This window comes from Streptococcus sp. Marseille-Q6379, assembly GCF_965119505.1.
The window spans coordinates 356,102-374,493 of record NZ_CBCPLV010000001.1 but is presented as its reverse complement, the minus strand read 5'-3'; the positions used below and the strand labels follow the sequence as shown (position 1 = coordinate 374,493).

The following is an 18,392-nucleotide window of genomic DNA, read 5'->3' as shown; positions in this document are numbered from 1 at the left end:
GTGTCATTTTTATAACGTCCATAGACTTATTTCATCGCTTGAACAAAGGCCATAATGGCTTCCTTGTCATTAGCTAGCTTCCCATCAACAATGGTATTTTCGATGGCTTTAAGTGCACGACCAAGATCCGGACCAGGTTTGAATCCTAGCTCCTTCATCAGTGTGCCACCATTCACAACGATTTCGTGCTTATCATGGATGAGCAACTGACCATCCAAATCGGCAATACGCTCATAATCGACATCCAAGCCCTGAGCCTGTCTCAAAGTTTCAGCCGCCTCTAAGAGCTCCTTACCATACTGATAAACATCTTGTTTAGTCACGGCTCTCTCCAAACGGAAATTGAAAATCTCAATCAAGGACTGAACTATCTTTTGGAAATTAACAGACGTCTTCCATTTTTTAAGGAAAGAGCGTGGATTATCATGCTTGAGAGCCAAAAGAGTTGCCGCCCAAGCCTGTTCAGAACTTGTAAATCTAAAGTCCTCCACATAGTCTGCCACAAAAGACTGCCATTCTTCAGCAGTTTCTTGAAAATCCGGAAGGTACTGATAAGCCTTAGTCGCTAGAAGTGCCTTGATTCCCTTTTTCCAATGTGGAGCCAAAAGCAACTTATCAAATTCGATGAAACTTCGCTCAATCGAAATCTTTTCCAAAAGAGGAGCATGGGTGGTCATAGCCTCAAAGGTCTTTTCTTCAATATCGAAATCTAAGCTCGCTGCAAAACGTAGGCCCCGCATGATGCGAAGAGCATCCTCGTTAAAGCGTTCCTCAGCCTTACCAACAGCCCTTAAGACACGGTTGTCCAAATCAGCAAGACCATTGAACTTATCAATAATCTCAGCATTTTCATTAAGAGCAAAAGCATTGACTGTAAAATCACGACGCTTAAGATCCTCTTCCAATGAACGCACAAAGGACACGCTAGACGGACGACGGTAATCCACATAGACGTCCTCTGTTCGGAAGGTCGTCACCTCATACTCACCGCCATTTTCCAAGACCAAAACGGTCCCATGCTCAATACCAATGTCTACCGTACGCTCAAAAATCTGTTTAGTCTCCTCAGGATAAGAAGACGAAGCAATATCAACATCGTGAATGGGACGGTTGAGAAGGGCATCGCGGACCGATCCACCAACAAAGTAAGCCTCAAACCCTGCAGCCTTAATTTTCTCTAATATTGGTAAAGCCTTCTGAAATTCAGAAGGCAAATAACTTAATCTCATAGTAAATGTTCCAAACCATAAACAAGCTGATTACGTTTAACAACTTCTTTAATCCCAAGATTAACACCACCCATAAAGGAAATGCGGTCGTAAGAGTCGTGACGCAAGGTCAATCCTTCTCCTTGGGCACCAAAGATAACCTCTTGGTGAGCCACAAGACCTGGCAAACGCACACTGTGAATACGGAAACCATCAAACTCCGCACCACGTGCCCCAGCAAGTGTTTCCACCTCATCCTCAGCTCCCTGACGTTTAGTCTCGCGAACCTCACGAATAAGTTCAGCCGTTTTCACTGCTGTACCTGAAGGCGCATCTTTTTTCTTATCATGGTGAAGCTCAATGATTTCAAGATCTGGGAAATATTTGCTAGCTTCTGCCGCAAACTTCATAAGTAAGATCGCACCAATAGCAAAGTTAGGCGCAATCAAACCACCAATAGACTTGTCTTTAGAAAGGTCTGTTAATTCCTGAATTTGTGCTTCAGTAAATCCTGTTGTACCCACAACTGGTGCAAAACCATTCTCCAAAGCAAAACGAGTATTTTCATAGGCAACAGCAGGCATAGTGAAATCCACCCAGACATCTGCATCAAAGCCAACCAAATCCGCTTTATCTGTGAAGACAGGAATACCGTCCACTTCTTTTTCTGTCGCAAATGGGTCAAGCAAGGCAGCCAAAGTCAATTCGTCATCTCCCTTGACCATCTCAACCGCAGTTGAACCCATTCTTCCTTTAAATCCAGCAACAATAACTTTAATAGACATGTCATTTTTCCTCTCTATTGATCTTAATCATAGACAAGCCCCATCCCACATGGATAGTACTTATTTGGTAAATTTAGGTGTTAGACCTAACACTAGTGCTCCTTCACCCAAGTGTGTCGCAATTACGGCACATAAGGATACCACTGTTGAAACACTAATTCCCTGTGCTTCTAGCTGTCTTTTAAATTCCTCAGCTTTTTCAGGAGCATTAGTGTGAAGGATACTAAGCTCCATTTCACGATTTTCCTCAGCTAGGGCAACCAAACGTTTCACAGCTTTCTTCTCTGTACGCACCTTTTCAAAAACAACGATTTTTCCTTCGTCATTAAAATTCAAAATAGGTTTGATAGACAAAAGATTTCCTAAAATCGCCGAACCATTCGACAAACGACCACCCTTAACCAGATGATTAAGATCATCCACAAGAATATAGGCCGTCGTTTGGTCAACTTGCTCCTCAAGCTTCTTCAAAATGTTCTCAAAAGACATTCCTTGGGCTGACCAATGCAAAACGTTTCTCACCATAACTCCCATAGGAGCTGCTGTGATTTTTGTATCAGGAAAAGCAATCTTCAACTTGGCATGGTCCTCAATCAAAAACTGACTATTGGCCCAAAAACCAGAGATTCCTGAAGAAAGGAAAAGCCCAATGACATGGGTATAACCTTCCGCCTCCAACTCCATAAGCAAGTTATCCAAGTCAGCTAGATTTGGTTGTGATGTCTTGAGCAGTTCCTCAGAGTTTGCCATTTGTTCATAAAACTGATTGACATCCAAGTTTTTTCCTTCAACAAAAGGCTGCCCCTCAATGATGACTGGAATATCTAAAACATAAACATCAGCATGGCCCTGAATCTCAGCAGGGAGATTAACCGATGAATCCGTAATAACTGCAAGAGACATCTTAGAACTCCAAGTTGATACCTGGGCGATCCAAGGCAATTTCAGTTACTTCATAAGTCAAACGTTGAAGCGTATCCAAGAGCGGTGCAGCCAAGGCTTCTGCTTCTTCTTGTGAGAAGTCTTTTGGTTCATTGACGATACGGTTTTGAATATGGTCCATTTGAGAAACAATCCCTGAGATAACAAACTCATCACGGACAATCATAAATTGCAAAACAGCTACAACAGACGTATTGTTAGCTTCTTCATCTTTATTGTGCAACTGGAAAGTTACTTCAACATTTGTTTTAGGCACACCATTCTCTTTTTCCCACTCATGGTTACGAACATCATAGTGGTAACGGTTAACAAATACTTTTTCGCGAATTAAATCCATTAGTCATATTCTCCTTGATACAATTACTCTTTATTATAGCATAAATATGCTTTATTATGGGAATATTATTGACAGAAAAATGAGTATTTAGACTGAGTTTGACAGCAATAATAATCACTAGAAAAGTAGGAGCTTTGATTTAGGTCTAAGAACACTAAAATAAGGCTCCTTCATCAGAAAAGAGCCTTACATTGACAGCTAACAATCCCTCAAAGAACGTTTCTGCTGTCCCTGTTCATCAAAATTCTCAGGAGACAACCAATTCTCAAATCGTTTCTTAAGTACTGGCCACTCACTGTCAATAATCGAGAACCAGTCCGTATCACGGCTACGTCCCTTATAGATAGCATGGTTACGAAAACGCCCCTCATAGGTGAACCCTAAACGCATGGCTGCATTGGCAGAAGGGTGGTTGAGACTATCACATTTCCACTCATAACGACGATAGTTAAGATCTTCAAAGACATATTTCATAAGCAGATATTGAGCTTCTGTGGCTGCTCGAGTCTTTTGTAAGGCAGGTGCCAAAATCACTCGCCCCATCTCAACACTGCGATTTTTGGGTGTAATAGCCATAAGTGAAAAGGTTCCCAGAACCTTACCTGAAGCCTTATCCCTGATGGCAAAGAAATAAGGATTCTGGGATTGCTCATAATCCTCCAAACACTGACGTACAGCTTCTTCAGATTCAAAAGGGTCTGCATACATATAGGTCCAATCCGAAAGAATCTGATTAGTAAAGTAAAAGTCTAAAATGTCCTCATAATGCTCTGCCACTGTCAAATGTTCAACGCTACAATAACGACCTTCTAATAGAGCAACATCTGGCATTTTACCCGGACTGGCATCTGCTAGACTTGGCCCTACTTCTTGTTGGTAGTGATTTAAAGGCATAGGATTCTCCTTTTTTCATAAAGAAAAGCCTACACAAAAGTGCAGACTTTAGCTTAATTATTTAGCAACTGGGTATACAGATACTTGTTTTTTGTCGCGACCTTTACGTTCGAAACGTACAACACCTTCAACTTTAGCGAAGAGTGTATCATCACCACCACGGCCTACGTTTACACCTGGGTAGATGTGTGTACCGCGTTGACGGTAAAGGATTGATCCACCTGATACAGTTTGTCCATCAGCTGCTTTAGCACCAAGACGTTTAGCTTGTGAATCACGACCATTGGAAGTAGAACCCCCACCTTTTTTGTGGGCGAAAAGTTGCAAGTTTTCAAGAGTTTTCAACATAAGATTGTGTCCTTTCTTAGTGATTAGTCGCTAACTTACGCGTTGATAGCGTTGATAACAACTTTTGTATAAGGTTGACGGTGACCTTGTTTACGGTGGCTACCTTTTTTAGGTTTGTATTTGAAAGTAACAACTTTCTTTTGTTTACCTTGTTTTTCGATAGTTCCGACAACAGTAGCTCCCTCAACAACTGGAGTACCTACTACAGTTTTATCACCACCGACAAGAACAACTTCGTTAAAAGTTACTTCTGATCCAGCTTCAGCGTTGATTTTTTCAACGTAGATCGCTTGACCTACTTCAACTTTAACTTGTTTTCCACCAGTTTTGATGATTGCGTATGTGCTCATGATGCACCTCCTATTAAAATTTTTAATGTGTCTGAGGTTTCCCTCTGTGAAGACTCGCCTAGTACTGCGGGGACGAACCCACTTGCAAACAGTAGTCGTGCGGTTGCACAGGACGTGCATTTAGTCAACGTTACAATTCTATCATTTTTTCCCTCTAATGACAAGAGAAAAAGTTATTTTGATTATTCTTATTCTGCTCATTGAAATTTATCAAAGTAACGATTACCCTAATCAACTCTTATTCCATATCTTCCTAAGAAAGTCTTAGCTAAAGCCCGCTCCAGATCAACTAAGGAAAGGCTCTTATCCGTTGTCAAAATTTGATAACGTTCACTTCCTTCAAAATAGAAGTGATTCAATGCCTGATAGCCATTTCGTTCATAAAATGCTAAACGTTTTAAACGTTGAGCCCGATTAGAGACTTGCTCCTCATCCATAGGTTCAATCGTAAGCACACACGGTCGTACCCCTGCTTTTTTCTTAACTTGTGCCAAAATCTGACTGCCATATCCCTGAGACTGTTTACTTTCTTTAACCGCGAGAAAGAGTAGGTAGACCAGGTTATCAGTACAGATTGCATAGGTAAAACCAATAAAAACTCCCTGATCAAAATAAGCCAAGAAAGATTGTCCATTTTTCAAACTGTTCCAAGACAATTGCCAAAGTGGGAGTCTCTCCTCCACAGGAAAAGCCGCTTCATAAAGCGAAGCGACCATCTTGAATGTTGGTGTCAGAGGATAAATATTACGAACCTCTAGTGTCATTTCCCTAACCAATAACCTTCTTATAATCTTCTGGTGTCGCCACATGAGCATGCTCACGTTGACGATCAAGCAAGTGACTAAGGAAGTCACGGTTGCCCAAGGCTTCTTTAAGGGTTTGTTTAAATTGCCCAGCATTCATAGCTGAGAAAATATTGCTTGGTGCAGTATAATCTGGACCATGGCTTGTGTTCGTGAAAGCCAGGATAAGCAGGTTATTTTCAAAGGCAGCACGTGTCGCTGACAGGATTTCATTTTGGTGGTTAATATCTAAATAGAAATCAGCCTCTTGATAGAGACGCTTAACCTGTTCTGTTGTAATATTCGGATAAAGGCTAACATTACTATATTTAGCTAAATCCATCAAACGACTTGACATTTCAGTGATTGCACCAATATGGTAGTGCATGGTAGGCACTTCACTAACAATGTTTTCCAAGTGTTCAATCTGATCTGAGTTGGTCAAGATCAGTGCTTGATTTTGGAAATTATTCTGACGAGCAAATGGATACATGAAGCCAAGGAAAGCCACGCGAGAAGCCTGCTCTGGACTAACCAACTTTAGAAGATTCGTATATGCTGTGTATTCTTGCACTACAATCTTAGTTTTACGGTGATTGCTATCAAGAAGGAGGCGCATATTCCCAGGGACTGAATCAGTGATAGGCTCTTGCCAGAAGAGGACATCTTGACCAGAATTCGGAAGATTCATAGCTGTCAAGAAAGGCGTTGACAAGGAGTTATAAAGGATACGTCGCAAATCATAGCCAGCTTCTTTAAGATAAAAGACTACAAACTCCGATTTGTTTTTGAAAATGTAGACCTTGTCTTTCCAATTCAAGATAACGTCTTTGGTCAAATGGTTAATGACGATAACTTCCTTGTTGTCTGGAGTGAAATAACTAGTAATGGTCGCTTCTTGCTTAACATTGTAAGTTGTTTGTGAGAAACGATACCCCTTATTATTGTAGCGATCAGTCACACGCAGGCGACCTGACTCATCATACCAATCCACAGCTTTAACTAGACGCTGATGAGCAGGATGCGCATAGTGAATATGACCACGTTTCTTATCAAAACGGAAGATTTCCGCGTTGCTATTTGTTCCTAAAATCTCCCAGTAGTCAGGCACAGGAACCTGATTAAAGTAAAGTGCAGAACCTTGAACCTTGTCAAAACCAGTGAAATAAAGGTAAGGTGAGGTCACATCACTAGGCAGAAAGCCATCATCTGAAAGACAAACTGTTGTATTCACATAGCCAGCAACAATCAGCGAGTAATGGAGATCCCAACTACCTTGACTATAGTTCTCAAATAAATTAATCATGATTAGTCATCTCCTTTACTAAGTTAAGCCACTTCTGCTCGATTTCCTCTGTCAAAAAGCCTTTGGCGATATCATAAGAGACTTGATGAACATGATCTAAATCTGAACGATTGAAGAAAGCTACAATTTTCTCTGCCAAGGCAGCCACAATAGCAAGCTCGTCATCTTTTTCAAATCGAGGGATTAAGTAACCATTTTCATTATCCTTGATAAAAGTTTGGTTCCCATAACGGACATCAAAACCAATCATACCAAGGCCCGATCCAACAGCTTCTAGAAGTGTCAAGCCAAAACCTTCACTCTTAGAACCTGATAGGTAAAGTTCGTAATCCTTGTAGACTTCTGTTAAATCTTGGTGACCCTTAAGATGGATGTAATCCTGAGCGTGATTTTCCTCGATAATGGCCTTAAGCTTAGCTTCTTCAGCACCTGTACCAAAGATATCAAAGTTCACTTGTGGCAGACTTTCTTTAGCCTTAACAACAGCCTTAGCCAACCAGTCTACGTGCTTTTCATTGGCCAAACGTGAAGCTGTGATGATTGAGAATGGTTTACGCTCTCCCTCAGGCTCTCTCAGTTTATCCAAACTTCCCACAGGAATCGTTACGATATTAGGTGTAAATGGTGTGTATTTGTTGAACTGATCTAGCATAATGCTACGTTGACGCTCTGTCGCTGTGATGAAGAAATCAACCTTATCTGCATTGCTGAATTGGTACTCATAGAAGTTATTCCATAAAATAGTCTTGTCTGTCACAGCATTTTCACTAAAGTGCTCTGCATGGACCACAACCCCAAGCTTAGCAGGTTTGGTATTGCGGAAAACAGCCTGCCCTGTGCCAGTTGCACGGTCCAAAATAACGATATCCTGGTCAGTTAGACCAAGTTGCGACATGAAGTAGGCGATAAATTCATGTTTAGATGACAAAATCTTATCTGGGAAACGGAAGACACTATCCTTACCATCAACAATTTCATCATAAGCAATACTGCCATCTTCATTGAAGAAACGACGTTGATAGAGGTGGGCCTTGTTATCTACAGGGGTGTAGTACTCCGTGAACATCTTAGTGTAAGAGTAAAAGTCTTTACGAATTAAGCAACCACGCGATACTTTTTCCACACGGTGAACGATATCTTCACCCTCTTTACGCAAATAAGCGGCGTAGAAAATATCTTCCTTGGCACAAAAGAGCTTAACCACCTTGCCATTAATCTCACGACGCGTGATGTCATAAGGGATTTCCTTTTCCAAATCCTTGACAGTATAGGTCGTTGGAGCAATTTTCAGGTCTGTAAAATAGCTGTATAGCCAGATGACGTCTTCATCTTCAAACCCCATGTTACGGGTCAAATCAGAAAGATTGTCCTGCAGGAACATATCCATAAAGACAAATTTGGCCTTAATACCTGTGTTTTTGAAAATTGTAGAACGATAGGCCTGGGCGTACTCAACACCACTTGATGCCCAACCGATTCCTAAATTGATGTTATAAACAGTCATGTATTTTCCTTTCTGGGTAAAAGCTCAACATCGACATTTCTTTTTGGACATACCTAACTCTAGTAGCACCTAAATACTACTATGTTAGTACTATATCCTCCTAGACTAGAGCAAGTCTTCAATAAGTGTATCCACTTCGTCTTGCGCTTCTTCAATAGGTGTGATTTCAGTCACCATGATTCCCGCAACCGCACGTTCAACCAAGGCTTCAACATCCATACGACGTTCATATTGTTCAACATTTTTGATTTTTGGATTAGTCTTTGGACGGTCAGGTGCAAAGATAGTACAGCAATCCTCAAAAGGTTGGATGGAAATGTCAAAGGTATCAATTTTTTGTGCCAAATCAATGATTTCCAACTTGTCCATAGTGACAACTGGACGAATCACTGGCGTACATGTAACAGCATTAATCGCCTGCATAGACTCCATAGTCTGACTAGCAACCTGACCAAGACTCTCACCATTGATAATCACAAGACCTCGACGTTCTTCTCGAATGCGGTCAGTAATACGCATCATAAAACGACGCGTCAAGGTCATCAAATAAGCCTCAGGCGCTTTTTCTTTGATTTCCTCTTGGATTTCAGTAAATGGTACTTCGATGAACTGGATATTACCACCAAACTTGGTCAACTTACGGGTCAAATCTTGAGCCTTTTTCAGTGCACCAGGACTGGTATAAGGAGGGCTTGCAAAGTGGACAGCTTCAATATCCACACCACGTTTAAGTGCAAGATAACCTGCCACTGGCGAATCAATCCCACCTGAAAGCATGAGCATTCCTTTACCGGCAGTCCCTACAGGTAGTCCACCTGCTCCTTTGATTTCCTCGTGAGAAATATAAGCCGCCTCGGCACGAATTTCTACCTTAAGGTTGACATCTGGGCCCTTCATCTGAGCCTTAATGTCAGGCAATACATCAAAAACTGCATTTCCTAAAGTAAGATTGAGCTCACGACTATCGAGAACAAAATCATGGTCACTACGTTTAGCAGTCACTTTAAAGGTAAGACCGTCACGATAGAGCCCAGTCATAATGTCTTGAACAGCCTTTTTCAAGACCTCGACATCTTTTTCAAACTTGTAAACAGGACTAAAGGCTTGAATACCAAAAATTTGCTTCAAAGACTCTGCTACTGGCTCATAGTCTGTACCGTTGAGGTAGATGTGACCACGGTCTCGGTCAAAAGTCACTTTAACATCTGGATAGATGGATAGAACATCCTTGATGTTATTTCTAAGTTTATTGATAAAGCGCATACGGTTTTTGCCCTTGGTAGACAATTCACCATAGCGAACCATAATTTCTGAATATGTTAGTGTCATTCCTTTTCCTTTTAAATTTGAATTTAGTTTTATTGTTTAATTGCTTAAATCTTACTATCTCACTTTTTGTGTCTTGGCGTAGACCTGCTTGAAAATTGTGAGAAACTGTTCTACCTGTCCCATATCATTGTCATCATCAAGACTGATACGTACAGCCGTTTGAGCTAATTTAGTCGGAACACCCATAGAAATGAGAGTCCCTGCTGGTTTTCCCGCCTTAGATGAACATGCAGATGTCGTTGAAATATAGATTTGATGCTCTTCAAAAGCATGGACAATAACTTCACCACGAACACCCTTGATTCCAAAGGTCAAAATATTGGGCGCAAAGTCTTCACCCTCACCTGAGAAAATAGTAATGTCCTCATACTTAGCCAATTCGTCAAAGATAATTTTTTTCATCTTGGCAATTTTCGGAAGAGAAAACACCTCTTTGTCAGTAACTAATCGCAAGGCCTTAGCCATACTCGCAATGCCAGCAACATTCTCAGTCGTTGAACGAAAGTCTTTTTCTTGACCACCACCTGTTAAGAGCGGCGTAATCTTTTTCCCTGCCTTTTTGTAGACAAAACCGACACCTCGAACAGCATGGAACTTGTGACCAGAAAAAGTTGCAAAGTCAACACGGTCTGTTAAATAAGCTGATACAGGAATCTTCCCAATGGCCTGAACAGCATCCACATGGAAAGATATCGTCGGCTCATCAGCCAATATATCCGAGATAGCTTGAATAGGTTGGATTGATCCGATTTCGTTATTAACGGCCATAACCGAAACCAAGATTGTATCAGGGCGTAATAATCCAGCAAGAGCTTCAACATCCACAAATCCTTGCTCATTAACTGGTGCATAGGACACTTCAAAACCATGCTCTGAAAGCCATTTAGCAGACTCTTTTACCGCAGGGTGCTCAATATCAGAAACAATGATGTGTTTGCCATAAGGTTCTTTTTCAAAAGCCACTCCTTTAATGACCCAGTTGTCGCCTTCAGTTCCTCCAGACGTAAAGAAAATCTCATCGGCTGATTTTCCAATGAGGTCCGCAACTTGCTTACGAGAAGCCTCCAAAATACGTGTCGCAGATGTTCCTAATTGGTGCAGGCTGGATGGGTTCCCAAAAATTTTAGTAGCCACTTCTTGATAGGTTCTAAGTGCCTCTGGATAAGGCACCGTAGTGGCTGAATTATCAAAATAAATCATGATTTTTCCTCGATTTTTATTTACTATTTATTATAGCATAATTTTTTTAGCAATTTTTGCGAGAAAATCATATAATAGAAAGTACGAAATATTTTTAAGGAGAGCATCATGTCTGAAAATTACTCACGCCGTAATCATTCATCAAAAGAAGAAAAAAAATCTGCCCCAAAGGTAACTGAACACGTTACAAAAGGCTTCACTGCCTTCCAAAAAGTCCTTACTGCCGTCGGGACAATTTTGTCAATCATCGTGGCTTCAATCACCATCATGAATTTCACAGCCTCTAAAAATAAGGACACTTCTGATTCATCAGCCAATCAATCAACTGTAGTCATCAAAGAAGGCAATAATAAGACTCAAGAATCAAGCGCCGCTTCATCTAGTTATGGCAATGCGACTGATTCAGAAACACAAACAAGTAGCCAAGCAGGAACTAACACCTATTCGTCATCTGCAGACACAACAACGGGTGGCAATACGACTACCTCTTCATCAGCAGCTACTGCAGACACAACATCTGGCAATGCGACTACTGGTGGCGCAACAACTGGTGACGCCGCTTCTAACTAAGACATGTAAAAGGCTAGGAAACCCTGCCTTTTTTCTATAATCCTATGAACTATACAGAAACTCTAAATTTTATCCATTCTTTCAAGGGCAATGGCCGTCGCCCTCAACTCGAACGTATGCGTTGGCTTTTGAAACAAGCCGGAAATCCTCAGATTCACTTTCCAACGGTACATATTGTCGGTACCAACGGTAAGGGATCAACAACAAGCTACCTACAAAATATCCTAACAAAGTCAGGCTATCAGGTCGGGACCTTTACCTCACCTTATATTACTCGTTTCAACGAACGTATTAGTATAAACGGTACAGAAATCCCTGATAAGGATTTGATTAGCCTTGTCGAGAAAGCTCAGGTTCTTCTTGATGATTTAGAAGAGCACACTGCTTTTGACCGACCAACGGAATTCGAGTTGGTCACCTTACTCATGTTCCTCTACTTCGACCTTAAACAGGTTGATATGGCTATCATTGAAGCAGGTATTGGTGGACGCCTTGATTCGACCAATGTCCTTTCGCCAGAGCTTGTCATCTGTACTTCAATTGGCTTTGATCACACTGAAACCTTGGGCAATAGCCTTTTGGACATCTCCAATCATAAAGCAGGCGTCATGCGAGAAAACACACCTATCTTACTTGGTCGTGTCTCTGCAGAAGTTGAACATTTTTTCAACCAAAAATCACATGACCTACGAGCTCCTTTAGCCGTCATTGATAGGGAAATTCAGCTGCTTCCGAAAGACAATCAAACGATCCAAGTTTCTTATGACCATTGGGAAAGTCCAGATCTTAAGCTACCAATGCTAGGACGACATCAAGAAAACAATGCTGGGTTAGCTGTCACTGCTGCCCATCTCTTGACTCCAACATTTCCTAAGATTACTAATAAGAGCATTCAAGATGGTATTTGTGACACACACTGGCCTGGTCGTAGTGAGTGGATAGGAAACAATATTTATCTAGACGGTGCCCATAACCCTCAAGGAATTGCTAGCTTAAAACAGGTACTAAAAGATAACTTTGCCAATCGTAAAATCCATATCCTCTTTGCAGGACTTAGACGAAAACCTTTAGCAAACTTACTAGGAGAACTGAAAGAGTATGACATAACGGTAACCAGCTTTGACTTTTTTGAAGCACTGCCCTTGGATGACTATCCCCAAGACTTCAAACGTGCGGCCGACTATAGAGACTGGCTAGCACAAGCTGAATCAGCAAATCCTGATGACCTATTTGTTGTTACAGGATCCCTTTACTTTATCTCAGAAGTAAGAAACTACTTATTAAACGAAAGAAAGGCCTAAAGGTCTTTTTTATTTAGACAATATACAGTTACACACAAAATATATAGGTTGTTATTTGAACACAAAGAAAAGTCTATCTATTTGGCTAGACAGACTTCACCTTTTTATCTCATCGTTACAAATTCTTCTGAGCCGGTTGGATGAATGGTTTCCATAGCCAAAAAGGCTATGGAAATTCGCAAGGGACTTCCTTGCGATCACTTTCAATTGAGGCCATTCAGACACAAAGAAAAGTCTATCTATTTGGCTAGACAGACTCCACCTTTTTATCTCATCGTTACAAATTCTTCTGAACCGGTTGGATGAATGGCAACCGTATTATCAAAATCAGCCTTAGTTGCTCCCATCTTAATAGCCACAGAGAAGCCTTGAATCATCTCATCGACACCGTAGCCAATGCCATGAAGACCGATGATTTTTTCATCCTCACCAAGTGTTACTAATTTCATAGTTGACGGCTGACGATTGTTTGCAAGAGCTGTATACATTGGAGTGAAACTAGATTTATAGACCTTGATATTCTCCGCACCATATTTAGCAATTGCTTTTTCCTCAGTCAAACCAACAGAACCAATGACTGGGTGGCTAAAGACCACAGTGGCTACATCAGTGTAATCAAGCTTAGCATCGGCTTTATTGTTGAAGAGTCGCTCTGACAATTGACGTCCCGCCTTGATTGCAACTGGCGTCAAATCTAGTTTACCAGTCACATCACCAAGGGCGTAGATACCAGGAACTGATGTATTTTCAAAGGCGTCTGAATAAATGTTACCTCGTTCAGTCAACTCAACGCCCGTCTTTTCAAGACCAAAGCCAGAGGTATTGGCTGCACGACCAATAGCCCAAATGAGGCAATCAACAGTAATCGTTTCTCCATTGTCAAAGCTAATGGTCAAAGAATCGTCAGCATTTTTCACTACTTCTGTAGCATTAGCATGCGTGTGAAGGGTCGGACCTGATTTAGCCATCTCATCGACTAAGACATCGATAATATCCTTGTCAAAGGTACGTAATGGGCGATCCTTACGAACAAAGAGATGCGTGTCACTACCAAGAGCATTGAGAACACCAGCAACCTCAACGGCGATGTAGCCAGCACCAATAACAGCTGTACGTTTTGGTACTTCATCTAACTCAAAGAAACCATCTGAAGTAATCCCATATTCACTACCTGGAATATTTGGATAAAGAGCATGACCACCTGTTGCAATAAGGATATGGGGTGCTGTATAAAGCTCCCCCGCTACTTCAACCGTATGAGGATCAACAAATCTTGCATACTCGTAGACACGTTCAACGCCATTGCTATCAAAACCACGCTCATAAGAGCCATGGATACGGTCGATATAAGCCTGACGATTGGCCTTAAGCCTTGCAAAATCAAACTTATTAACCGTCACATCAAAACCATACTCACCTGCATAACGGTGAAGGGTCTCAGCAACCTGAGCACCATACCACATGACCTTTTTAGGTACACAGCCCACATTGACGCAGGTACCGCCGACCTCTTTTCCTTCAAAGAGAATAACCTTAGCGCCGTGCATAGCAGCACGATTAGCACTGGCAATCCCGCCAGAGCCACCACCGATGACAATATAATCGTATTCTTTTACCATATTTTACCTCTTATGTTTCTTTATACAGCGTATTAGCTACTAGATAAGCCATTTCTGCCTATACTTTATCATAAAATAGGTACCCTGACAAAAATCTGCTACGACACAAAAAAACAACCCCGTACTCAACGAGATTGTTTAATCATATCTTATTTATCAAGTGGTTTGCGGAGAAATCCGAAAAGGATACCTGATACCACAGCACCAATCAAAATGAAGAGAAGGTAGAGAAGGGCATTTGATGTGAGGGCAATAACGAAGATACCTCCGTGTGGTGCCATCAATTTGATTCCTGCCATACCTACGAGAGCACCTGTAATAGCTGAACCGACGATAAAGCTTGGGATAGCGCGTGCTGGGTCAGCTGCACCGAATGGGATTGCACCTTCAGTGATGAATGAAAGTCCCATAACGATGTTTGTCAAACCAGAGTTGCGTTCTTCTTCGGTGAATTTATCTTTAAATAAGAGTGTCGCTACAAAAACTGCCAATGGAGGAACCATACCAGCTGCCATAACTGCTGCCATAACAACTGAACCACCTGAAGTTACTGTTGCTGCGAGAGTACCTGTACCAAAGACATAAGCTGCTTTGTTGACTGGTCCACCCATATCCACTGCCATCATACCACCAACAAGGAGACCAAGTAATACGGCTGAGCTTCCTGACAAGCTTGACAAGAAGTTATTAAGACCTGTATTGATTGCTGCCATTGGGATATTCACTGCCAACATCAAGAAACCTGTAGCAAATACACCTAGAAGTGGCAAGAGCAAGATAGAACGGATTCCTTCAAGAGCACGTGGGATACCTGCCAAGAGTTTACGAAGAACGAGGATAACACCACCTGCAAGGAAACCACCAACAAGAGCTCCAAGGAAACCTGAAGATACACCGGCAAGGGCAAGGGTTGCTTTACCACCTGAACCAAATGGAACACCACCAAAGGCTGCACCACTTGATGCGATAGCACCAGCTACAAAACCTGAAACCAAACCTGGTTTTTCAGCGATAGAGTAAGCAATGTAACCTGCAAGTACTGGAAGCATGAAACCAAAGGCCGCACCACCAATTGCTTTGAATTGAGCAGCAATTTCATGGTAAGAACCAAGTTGTGACAATTGATCTTTAGGAACACCCATGATTTGGTCAAGCAAGAAGGCAAGCGCAATCATGATACCACCACCGATAACGAATGGGAGCATTTGTGATACCCCACTCATCAAGTGTTTATAGAAGGCACCACCGAGGCTCAATTTCTCACTTGATTCTTGAGCAGCTCCAGCATTTTCGGCATGGAAGACTTCAGCCTTACCATCCAAGATATTTTGGATTAATTCTTGAGGTTGACGAATACCTGCAGCGACTGGTTTAGAAAGCAATTTTTTACCATCAAAACGTGCTGTTTCAACTGCCTTGTCTGCCGCTACGATAACACCTACAGCCTTACTGATTTCTTCAGCAGTCAATGGTGTTCCGACACCTGAAGCACCGTTAGTTTCAACACGAACATTGACTCCCATTTCTTCACCCGTTTTAATCAGTGATTCTTCAGCCATGTAAGTGTGAGCAATACCAGTTGTACAAGCTGTTACAGCTACGATAAGTGGTTTATCGCTTGAAGCTGCTTCTTTAACAGCTTGTGCTTTCTTAGCTTCCTCAGCTTGTGCTTCTTCTTCGCCAGTATTAAAAGCAGCAATCACTTCATCTGGAGAAGTCACCTTACGCAAACGATCTGCAAAACCATCTTGCATGAGGTATTTTGACAATTCAGCAAGAGCTGCCAAGTGAGTGTCGTTTGCTCCCTCTGGAGCTGCAATCATAAAGAAGAGGTCGGTAGGTTGACCATCAAGTGATTCGTAATCTACACCTTTATTAGATTTAGCAAAAAGTACTGTCGCTTCTTTTACTGCAGCATTTTTGCTGTGTGGCATAGCAATTCCATCACCCAAACCAGTTGATGTTTGTGCTTCACGAGCCATAATACCTGCTTTGAAAACATCAAAGTCAGTCACAACACCATTGTCAACCAGGCTGTTAATCATTTCATCGATAGCAGCTTCTTTTGTAGTTGCTTGAAGGTCAAGCAACATGACTTTTTTGTTCAGTAAGTCCTGAATTTTCATAGTTTTTCTACCTCTACTTTATTGTATGTTTCTTTAATAAATTCAATTGTCGCTAAGTCATCTGAGAAAGCTGTAGATGTTCCACACGCCACTCCCCACTTGAGCGCCTCAATTGGGTCCCCTGATTTAACAAACTCACCAGTGAAACCAGCAACCATTGAGTCACCCGCACCAACAGAGTTTTTAACTGTCCCCTTAATTGGTTTGGCAAAGTAAGCAGCCTCTGGTGTGACAAGCAGAGCTCCATCACCTGCCATTGAGATGATAACGTTCTGTGCACCCTTAGCAAGGATTTCACGCGCATATTTTTCAACATCAGCCAAACCATTAAGTTTGACATTGAAAATAGCTTCTAACTCATGGTTATTTGGTTTTACCAAGAGTGGTTGGTAGGCCAAGGAATCAAGCAAGGTTTGACCTTCAAAGTCACAGACAACCTGTGCACCAGTTTCACGCACTAGTGGAATCAATTTGTTATAGACCTTGTTTCCAAGATTGCTTGGTGCTGATCCAGCAAAAACAACCACATCATCAGCACTTACACTTGAAAGAACTGCTTCCAATTCAGCCAATTGATACTCATTAATGACAGGTCCTGCACCGTTAATTTCAGTTTCTTGATCAGCCTTGATTTTAACATTAATACGTGTGTCTTGATCCACAGCTACAAACTTAGTTTTAATAGCTTCTGCATCCAAACCATCTGTCACAAAACGTCCTGTAAAACCACCGATGAAGCCCGTTGCAGTATTATCAACACCTAAACGTTGCAAAATACGACTAACATTAATCCCCTTACCGCCAGCGAACTTATCATCACTCTCCATGCGGTTAACTTCACCAATCTCTACTTTGTCGATACGAACAATGAAGTCGATTGATGGATTCAGCGTTACAGTATAAATCATACTTCAATAACCCTCGTTTTCTCTTTTAATTCTTTTAGGAGCTCTTCTTCCGAAGCATTTGTAATTATGGTTACTTTCTCGACCTCGGCTACCTTAGCATAGGTAATCTGACCAAGTTTAGAGGCATCCGCTAGAACGTAGGCTTTTCGCGCATTAGCTATAACCGTCCGTTTAATAACTGCCTCCTCCATGTCTGGTGTGGTGAAATAATTAGCATCAACGCCATTAGCACCAATGAACGCACAATCAAAATTCAGTTGTCTGATTTGCTCTTGAGCAGTACTTCCAATAGAAGCATCCGTTGAATGTTTAACCTTTCCTCCAACAATCCTAGTGCTAACACCATGATCTACCAGCTTAACCGCATGGTGGATAGAATTAGTCACAACCGTTACCTGACGATTAGCCAAATGTGGAATCAAAAGTTCATTTGTTGTACTAGCCTCAAGAAAGACGACATCACCTTCCTTAATCAAATCGGCAGCATAACCAGCTAACTGAGCCTTTTCTTGAACGTTTCTAATAGCTTTTTGACTATTGGCAATTTCTTCCTTTAGACCATGAATGCTTTCAGCACCGCCATGAACACGTTTAAGTTGGCCATCTGCCGCTAACTCGTCCAAGTCGCGACGAATCGTCGACTCGGAAGTATCACTTAACAAAACAGTTAAGTTTTCCAAAGTGACAAAACCATCTTGTTTCAACTGAGACAAGATAATCTGCTTACGTTCAGACTTTAGCATAATCTCTCCTTCTGTAATCGTTTACAAAATCTATTATACTAAATTTTTAATAACTGTCAACTAGAAACAGTCAAAAAAAATCAAAATATTTCATTATGAAATACTTATCTACCAAAATGACGCAATTTGATAAGAAAGTT

The 18,392-nt window shown here is 41.5% G+C and carries 18 protein-coding genes and 1 other annotated feature; of the genes, 2 read left to right on the top strand and 16 right to left on the bottom strand.

The genetic code is table 11. The features are described from left to right. Nucleotides 1-26: 26 nt before the first annotated feature. The 12 genes from ACWPVZ_RS01960 to ACWPVZ_RS01905 all read right to left on the bottom strand — a co-directional run bounded on the left by ACWPVZ_RS01960 (nt 27) and on the right by ACWPVZ_RS01905 (nt 10,985). Nucleotides 27-1,229: a CCA tRNA nucleotidyltransferase gene (locus tag ACWPVZ_RS01960; RefSeq protein ID WP_454380648.1), complete on the bottom strand. Its 1,203-nt coding sequence runs from the start codon at nt 1,227-1,229 to the stop codon at nt 27-29. Then, complete coding sequence (gene dapB / locus ACWPVZ_RS01955; RefSeq protein ID WP_049545670.1) at nt 1,226-1,993, bottom strand: 4-hydroxy-tetrahydrodipicolinate reductase; 768 nt, start codon at nt 1,991-1,993, stop codon at nt 1,226-1,228. Before dapB ends, ACWPVZ_RS01960 begins: the two co-directional genes overlap by 4 nt. Nucleotides 1,994-2,053: 60 nt before the next feature. Next, on the bottom strand, nt 2,054-2,896 hold the full coding sequence (locus ACWPVZ_RS01950; protein WP_414341268.1) for a DegV family protein: 843 nt from the start codon (nt 2,894-2,896) through the stop codon (nt 2,054-2,056). A gap of 1 nt (nt 2,897) precedes the next feature. Continuing rightward, a complete protein-coding gene (locus tag ACWPVZ_RS01945; RefSeq protein WP_002885550.1) occupies nt 2,898-3,272 on the bottom strand; it encodes a DUF1149 family protein in 375 nt (124 codons plus the stop codon). A 198-nt stretch (nt 3,273-3,470) separates the two neighbouring features. After that, nucleotides 3,471-4,166, bottom strand: a complete 696-nt coding sequence (locus tag ACWPVZ_RS01940; RefSeq protein ID WP_414341266.1) for a GNAT family N-acetyltransferase — start codon at nt 4,164-4,166, stop codon at nt 3,471-3,473. Between the two features lie 57 nt (nt 4,167-4,223). Then, entirely contained in the window at nt 4,224-4,514 is a 291-nt protein-coding gene (gene rpmA, locus ACWPVZ_RS01935; protein WP_002885483.1) for a 50S ribosomal protein L27, read from the bottom strand. A 35-nt stretch (nt 4,515-4,549) separates the two neighbouring features. Then, entirely contained in the window at nt 4,550-4,864 is a 315-nt protein-coding gene (gene rplU, locus ACWPVZ_RS01930; RefSeq protein WP_002885597.1) for a 50S ribosomal protein L21, read from the bottom strand. Nucleotides 4,865-4,904: 40 nt separating this feature from the next. Then, nucleotides 4,905-4,979 (bottom strand) — a sequence feature (ribosomal protein L21 leader region). A gap of 112 nt (nt 4,980-5,091) precedes the next feature. After that, nucleotides 5,092-5,628 (bottom strand): GNAT family N-acetyltransferase, encoded by a 537-nt coding sequence (locus ACWPVZ_RS01925; protein WP_037597449.1) that lies wholly within the window; start codon nt 5,626-5,628, stop codon nt 5,092-5,094. 4 nt (nt 5,629-5,632) lie between these two features. Then, nucleotides 5,633-6,952: an accessory Sec system glycosylation chaperone GtfB gene (gtfB, locus tag ACWPVZ_RS01920; RefSeq protein ID WP_414341264.1), complete on the bottom strand. Its 1,320-nt coding sequence runs from the start codon at nt 6,950-6,952 to the stop codon at nt 5,633-5,635. Next, the gene (gene gtfA / locus ACWPVZ_RS01915; protein ID WP_414341263.1) at nt 6,945-8,456 is read right to left on the bottom strand and encodes an accessory Sec system glycosyltransferase GtfA; all 1,512 of its coding nucleotides are present in this window, start codon (nt 8,454-8,456) and stop codon (nt 6,945-6,947) included. The genes gtfB and gtfA overlap by 8 nt, the downstream gene beginning before the upstream one ends. Before the next feature lie 105 nt (nt 8,457-8,561). Then, nucleotides 8,562-9,785 carry a tRNA uracil 4-sulfurtransferase ThiI gene (gene thiI / locus ACWPVZ_RS01910; protein WP_002886671.1) on the bottom strand — a complete coding sequence of 408 codons (1,224 nt, stop codon included), beginning with the start codon at nt 9,783-9,785 and terminating at the stop codon, nt 8,562-8,564. 54 nt (nt 9,786-9,839) lie between these two features. Continuing rightward, on the bottom strand, nt 9,840-10,985 hold the full coding sequence (locus tag ACWPVZ_RS01905; RefSeq protein WP_414341261.1) for a cysteine desulfurase family protein: 1,146 nt from the start codon (nt 10,983-10,985) through the stop codon (nt 9,840-9,842). A gap of 108 nt (nt 10,986-11,093) precedes the next feature. Here ACWPVZ_RS01905 and ACWPVZ_RS01900 point away from each other — a divergent pair, with 108 nt between their 5' ends. Then, nucleotides 11,094-11,555, top strand: coding sequence for a DUF6556 family protein (locus tag ACWPVZ_RS01900; protein ID WP_002890074.1), 462 nt, complete (start codon nt 11,094-11,096; stop codon nt 11,553-11,555). A gap of 44 nt (nt 11,556-11,599) precedes the next feature. Next, nucleotides 11,600-12,856: a bifunctional folylpolyglutamate synthase/dihydrofolate synthase gene (locus ACWPVZ_RS01895; RefSeq protein WP_414341259.1), complete on the top strand. Its 1,257-nt coding sequence runs from the start codon at nt 11,600-11,602 to the stop codon at nt 12,854-12,856. A gap of 266 nt (nt 12,857-13,122) precedes the next feature. Here ACWPVZ_RS01895 and gorA read toward each other — a convergent pair whose 3' ends face one another. The 4 genes from gorA to ACWPVZ_RS01875 form a co-directional block, all read right to left on the bottom strand. After that, a complete protein-coding gene (gorA, locus tag ACWPVZ_RS01890) occupies nt 13,123-14,475 on the bottom strand; it encodes a glutathione-disulfide reductase (protein WP_073686144.1) in 1,353 nt (450 codons plus the stop codon). A 149-nt stretch (nt 14,476-14,624) separates the two neighbouring features. Continuing rightward, nucleotides 14,625-16,601, bottom strand: a complete 1,977-nt coding sequence (locus ACWPVZ_RS01885) for a PTS fructose transporter subunit IIABC (RefSeq protein ID WP_073686145.1) — start codon at nt 16,599-16,601, stop codon at nt 14,625-14,627. Continuing rightward, entirely contained in the window at nt 16,598-17,509 is a 912-nt protein-coding gene (pfkB, locus tag ACWPVZ_RS01880) for a 1-phosphofructokinase (protein ID WP_414341257.1), read from the bottom strand. The genes ACWPVZ_RS01885 and pfkB overlap by 4 nt, the downstream gene beginning before the upstream one ends. Then, complete coding sequence (locus ACWPVZ_RS01875; protein WP_414341256.1) at nt 17,506-18,252, bottom strand: DeoR/GlpR family DNA-binding transcription regulator; 747 nt, start codon at nt 18,250-18,252, stop codon at nt 17,506-17,508. Before ACWPVZ_RS01875 ends, pfkB begins: the two co-directional genes overlap by 4 nt. Nucleotides 18,253-18,392: the final 140 nt, after the last annotated feature.

Bases quoted from the DNA above. Each gene is read 5' to 3' on its own strand.
- gorA (WP_073686144.1), bottom strand. From the start codon at position 14,475: ATGGTAAAAGAATACGATTATATTGTCATCGGTGGTGGCTCTGGCGGG.
- rpmA (WP_002885483.1), bottom strand. From the start codon at position 4,514: ATGTTGAAAACTCTTGAAAACTTGCAACTTTTCGCCCACAAAAAAGGT.
- gtfA (WP_414341263.1), bottom strand. From the start codon at position 8,456: ATGACTGTTTATAACATCAATTTAGGAATCGGTTGGGCATCAAGTGGT.
- ACWPVZ_RS01945 (WP_002885550.1), bottom strand. From the start codon at position 3,272: ATGGATTTAATTCGCGAAAAAGTATTTGTTAACCGTTACCACTATGAT.
- ACWPVZ_RS01900 (WP_002890074.1), top strand. From the start codon at position 11,094: ATGTCTGAAAATTACTCACGCCGTAATCATTCATCAAAAGAAGAAAAA.
- ACWPVZ_RS01925 (WP_037597449.1), bottom strand. From the start codon at position 5,628: ATGACACTAGAGGTTCGTAATATTTATCCTCTGACACCAACATTCAAG.
- ACWPVZ_RS01960 (WP_454380648.1), bottom strand. From the start codon at position 1,229: ATGAGATTAAGTTATTTGCCTTCTGAATTTCAGAAGGCTTTACCAATA.
- ACWPVZ_RS01905 (WP_414341261.1), bottom strand. From the start codon at position 10,985: ATGATTTATTTTGATAATTCAGCCACTACGGTGCCTTATCCAGAGGCA.
- pfkB (WP_414341257.1), bottom strand. From the start codon at position 17,509: ATGATTTATACTGTAACGCTGAATCCATCAATCGACTTCATTGTTCGT.
- rplU (WP_002885597.1), bottom strand. From the start codon at position 4,864: ATGAGCACATACGCAATCATCAAAACTGGTGGAAAACAAGTTAAAGTT.
- thiI (WP_002886671.1), bottom strand. From the start codon at position 9,785: ATGACACTAACATATTCAGAAATTATGGTTCGCTATGGTGAATTGTCT.
- ACWPVZ_RS01940 (WP_414341266.1), bottom strand. From the start codon at position 4,166: ATGCCTTTAAATCACTACCAACAAGAAGTAGGGCCAAGTCTAGCAGAT.
- ACWPVZ_RS01885 (WP_073686145.1), bottom strand. From the start codon at position 16,601: ATGAAAATTCAGGACTTACTGAACAAAAAAGTCATGTTGCTTGACCTT.
- ACWPVZ_RS01895 (WP_414341259.1), top strand. From the start codon at position 11,600: ATGAACTATACAGAAACTCTAAATTTTATCCATTCTTTCAAGGGCAAT.
- ACWPVZ_RS01875 (WP_414341256.1), bottom strand. From the start codon at position 18,252: ATGCTAAAGTCTGAACGTAAGCAGATTATCTTGTCTCAGTTGAAACAA.
- ACWPVZ_RS01950 (WP_414341268.1), bottom strand. From the start codon at position 2,896: ATGTCTCTTGCAGTTATTACGGATTCATCGGTTAATCTCCCTGCTGAG.
- dapB (WP_049545670.1), bottom strand. From the start codon at position 1,993: ATGTCTATTAAAGTTATTGTTGCTGGATTTAAAGGAAGAATGGGTTCA.
- gtfB (WP_414341264.1), bottom strand. From the start codon at position 6,952: ATGATTAATTTATTTGAGAACTATAGTCAAGGTAGTTGGGATCTCCAT.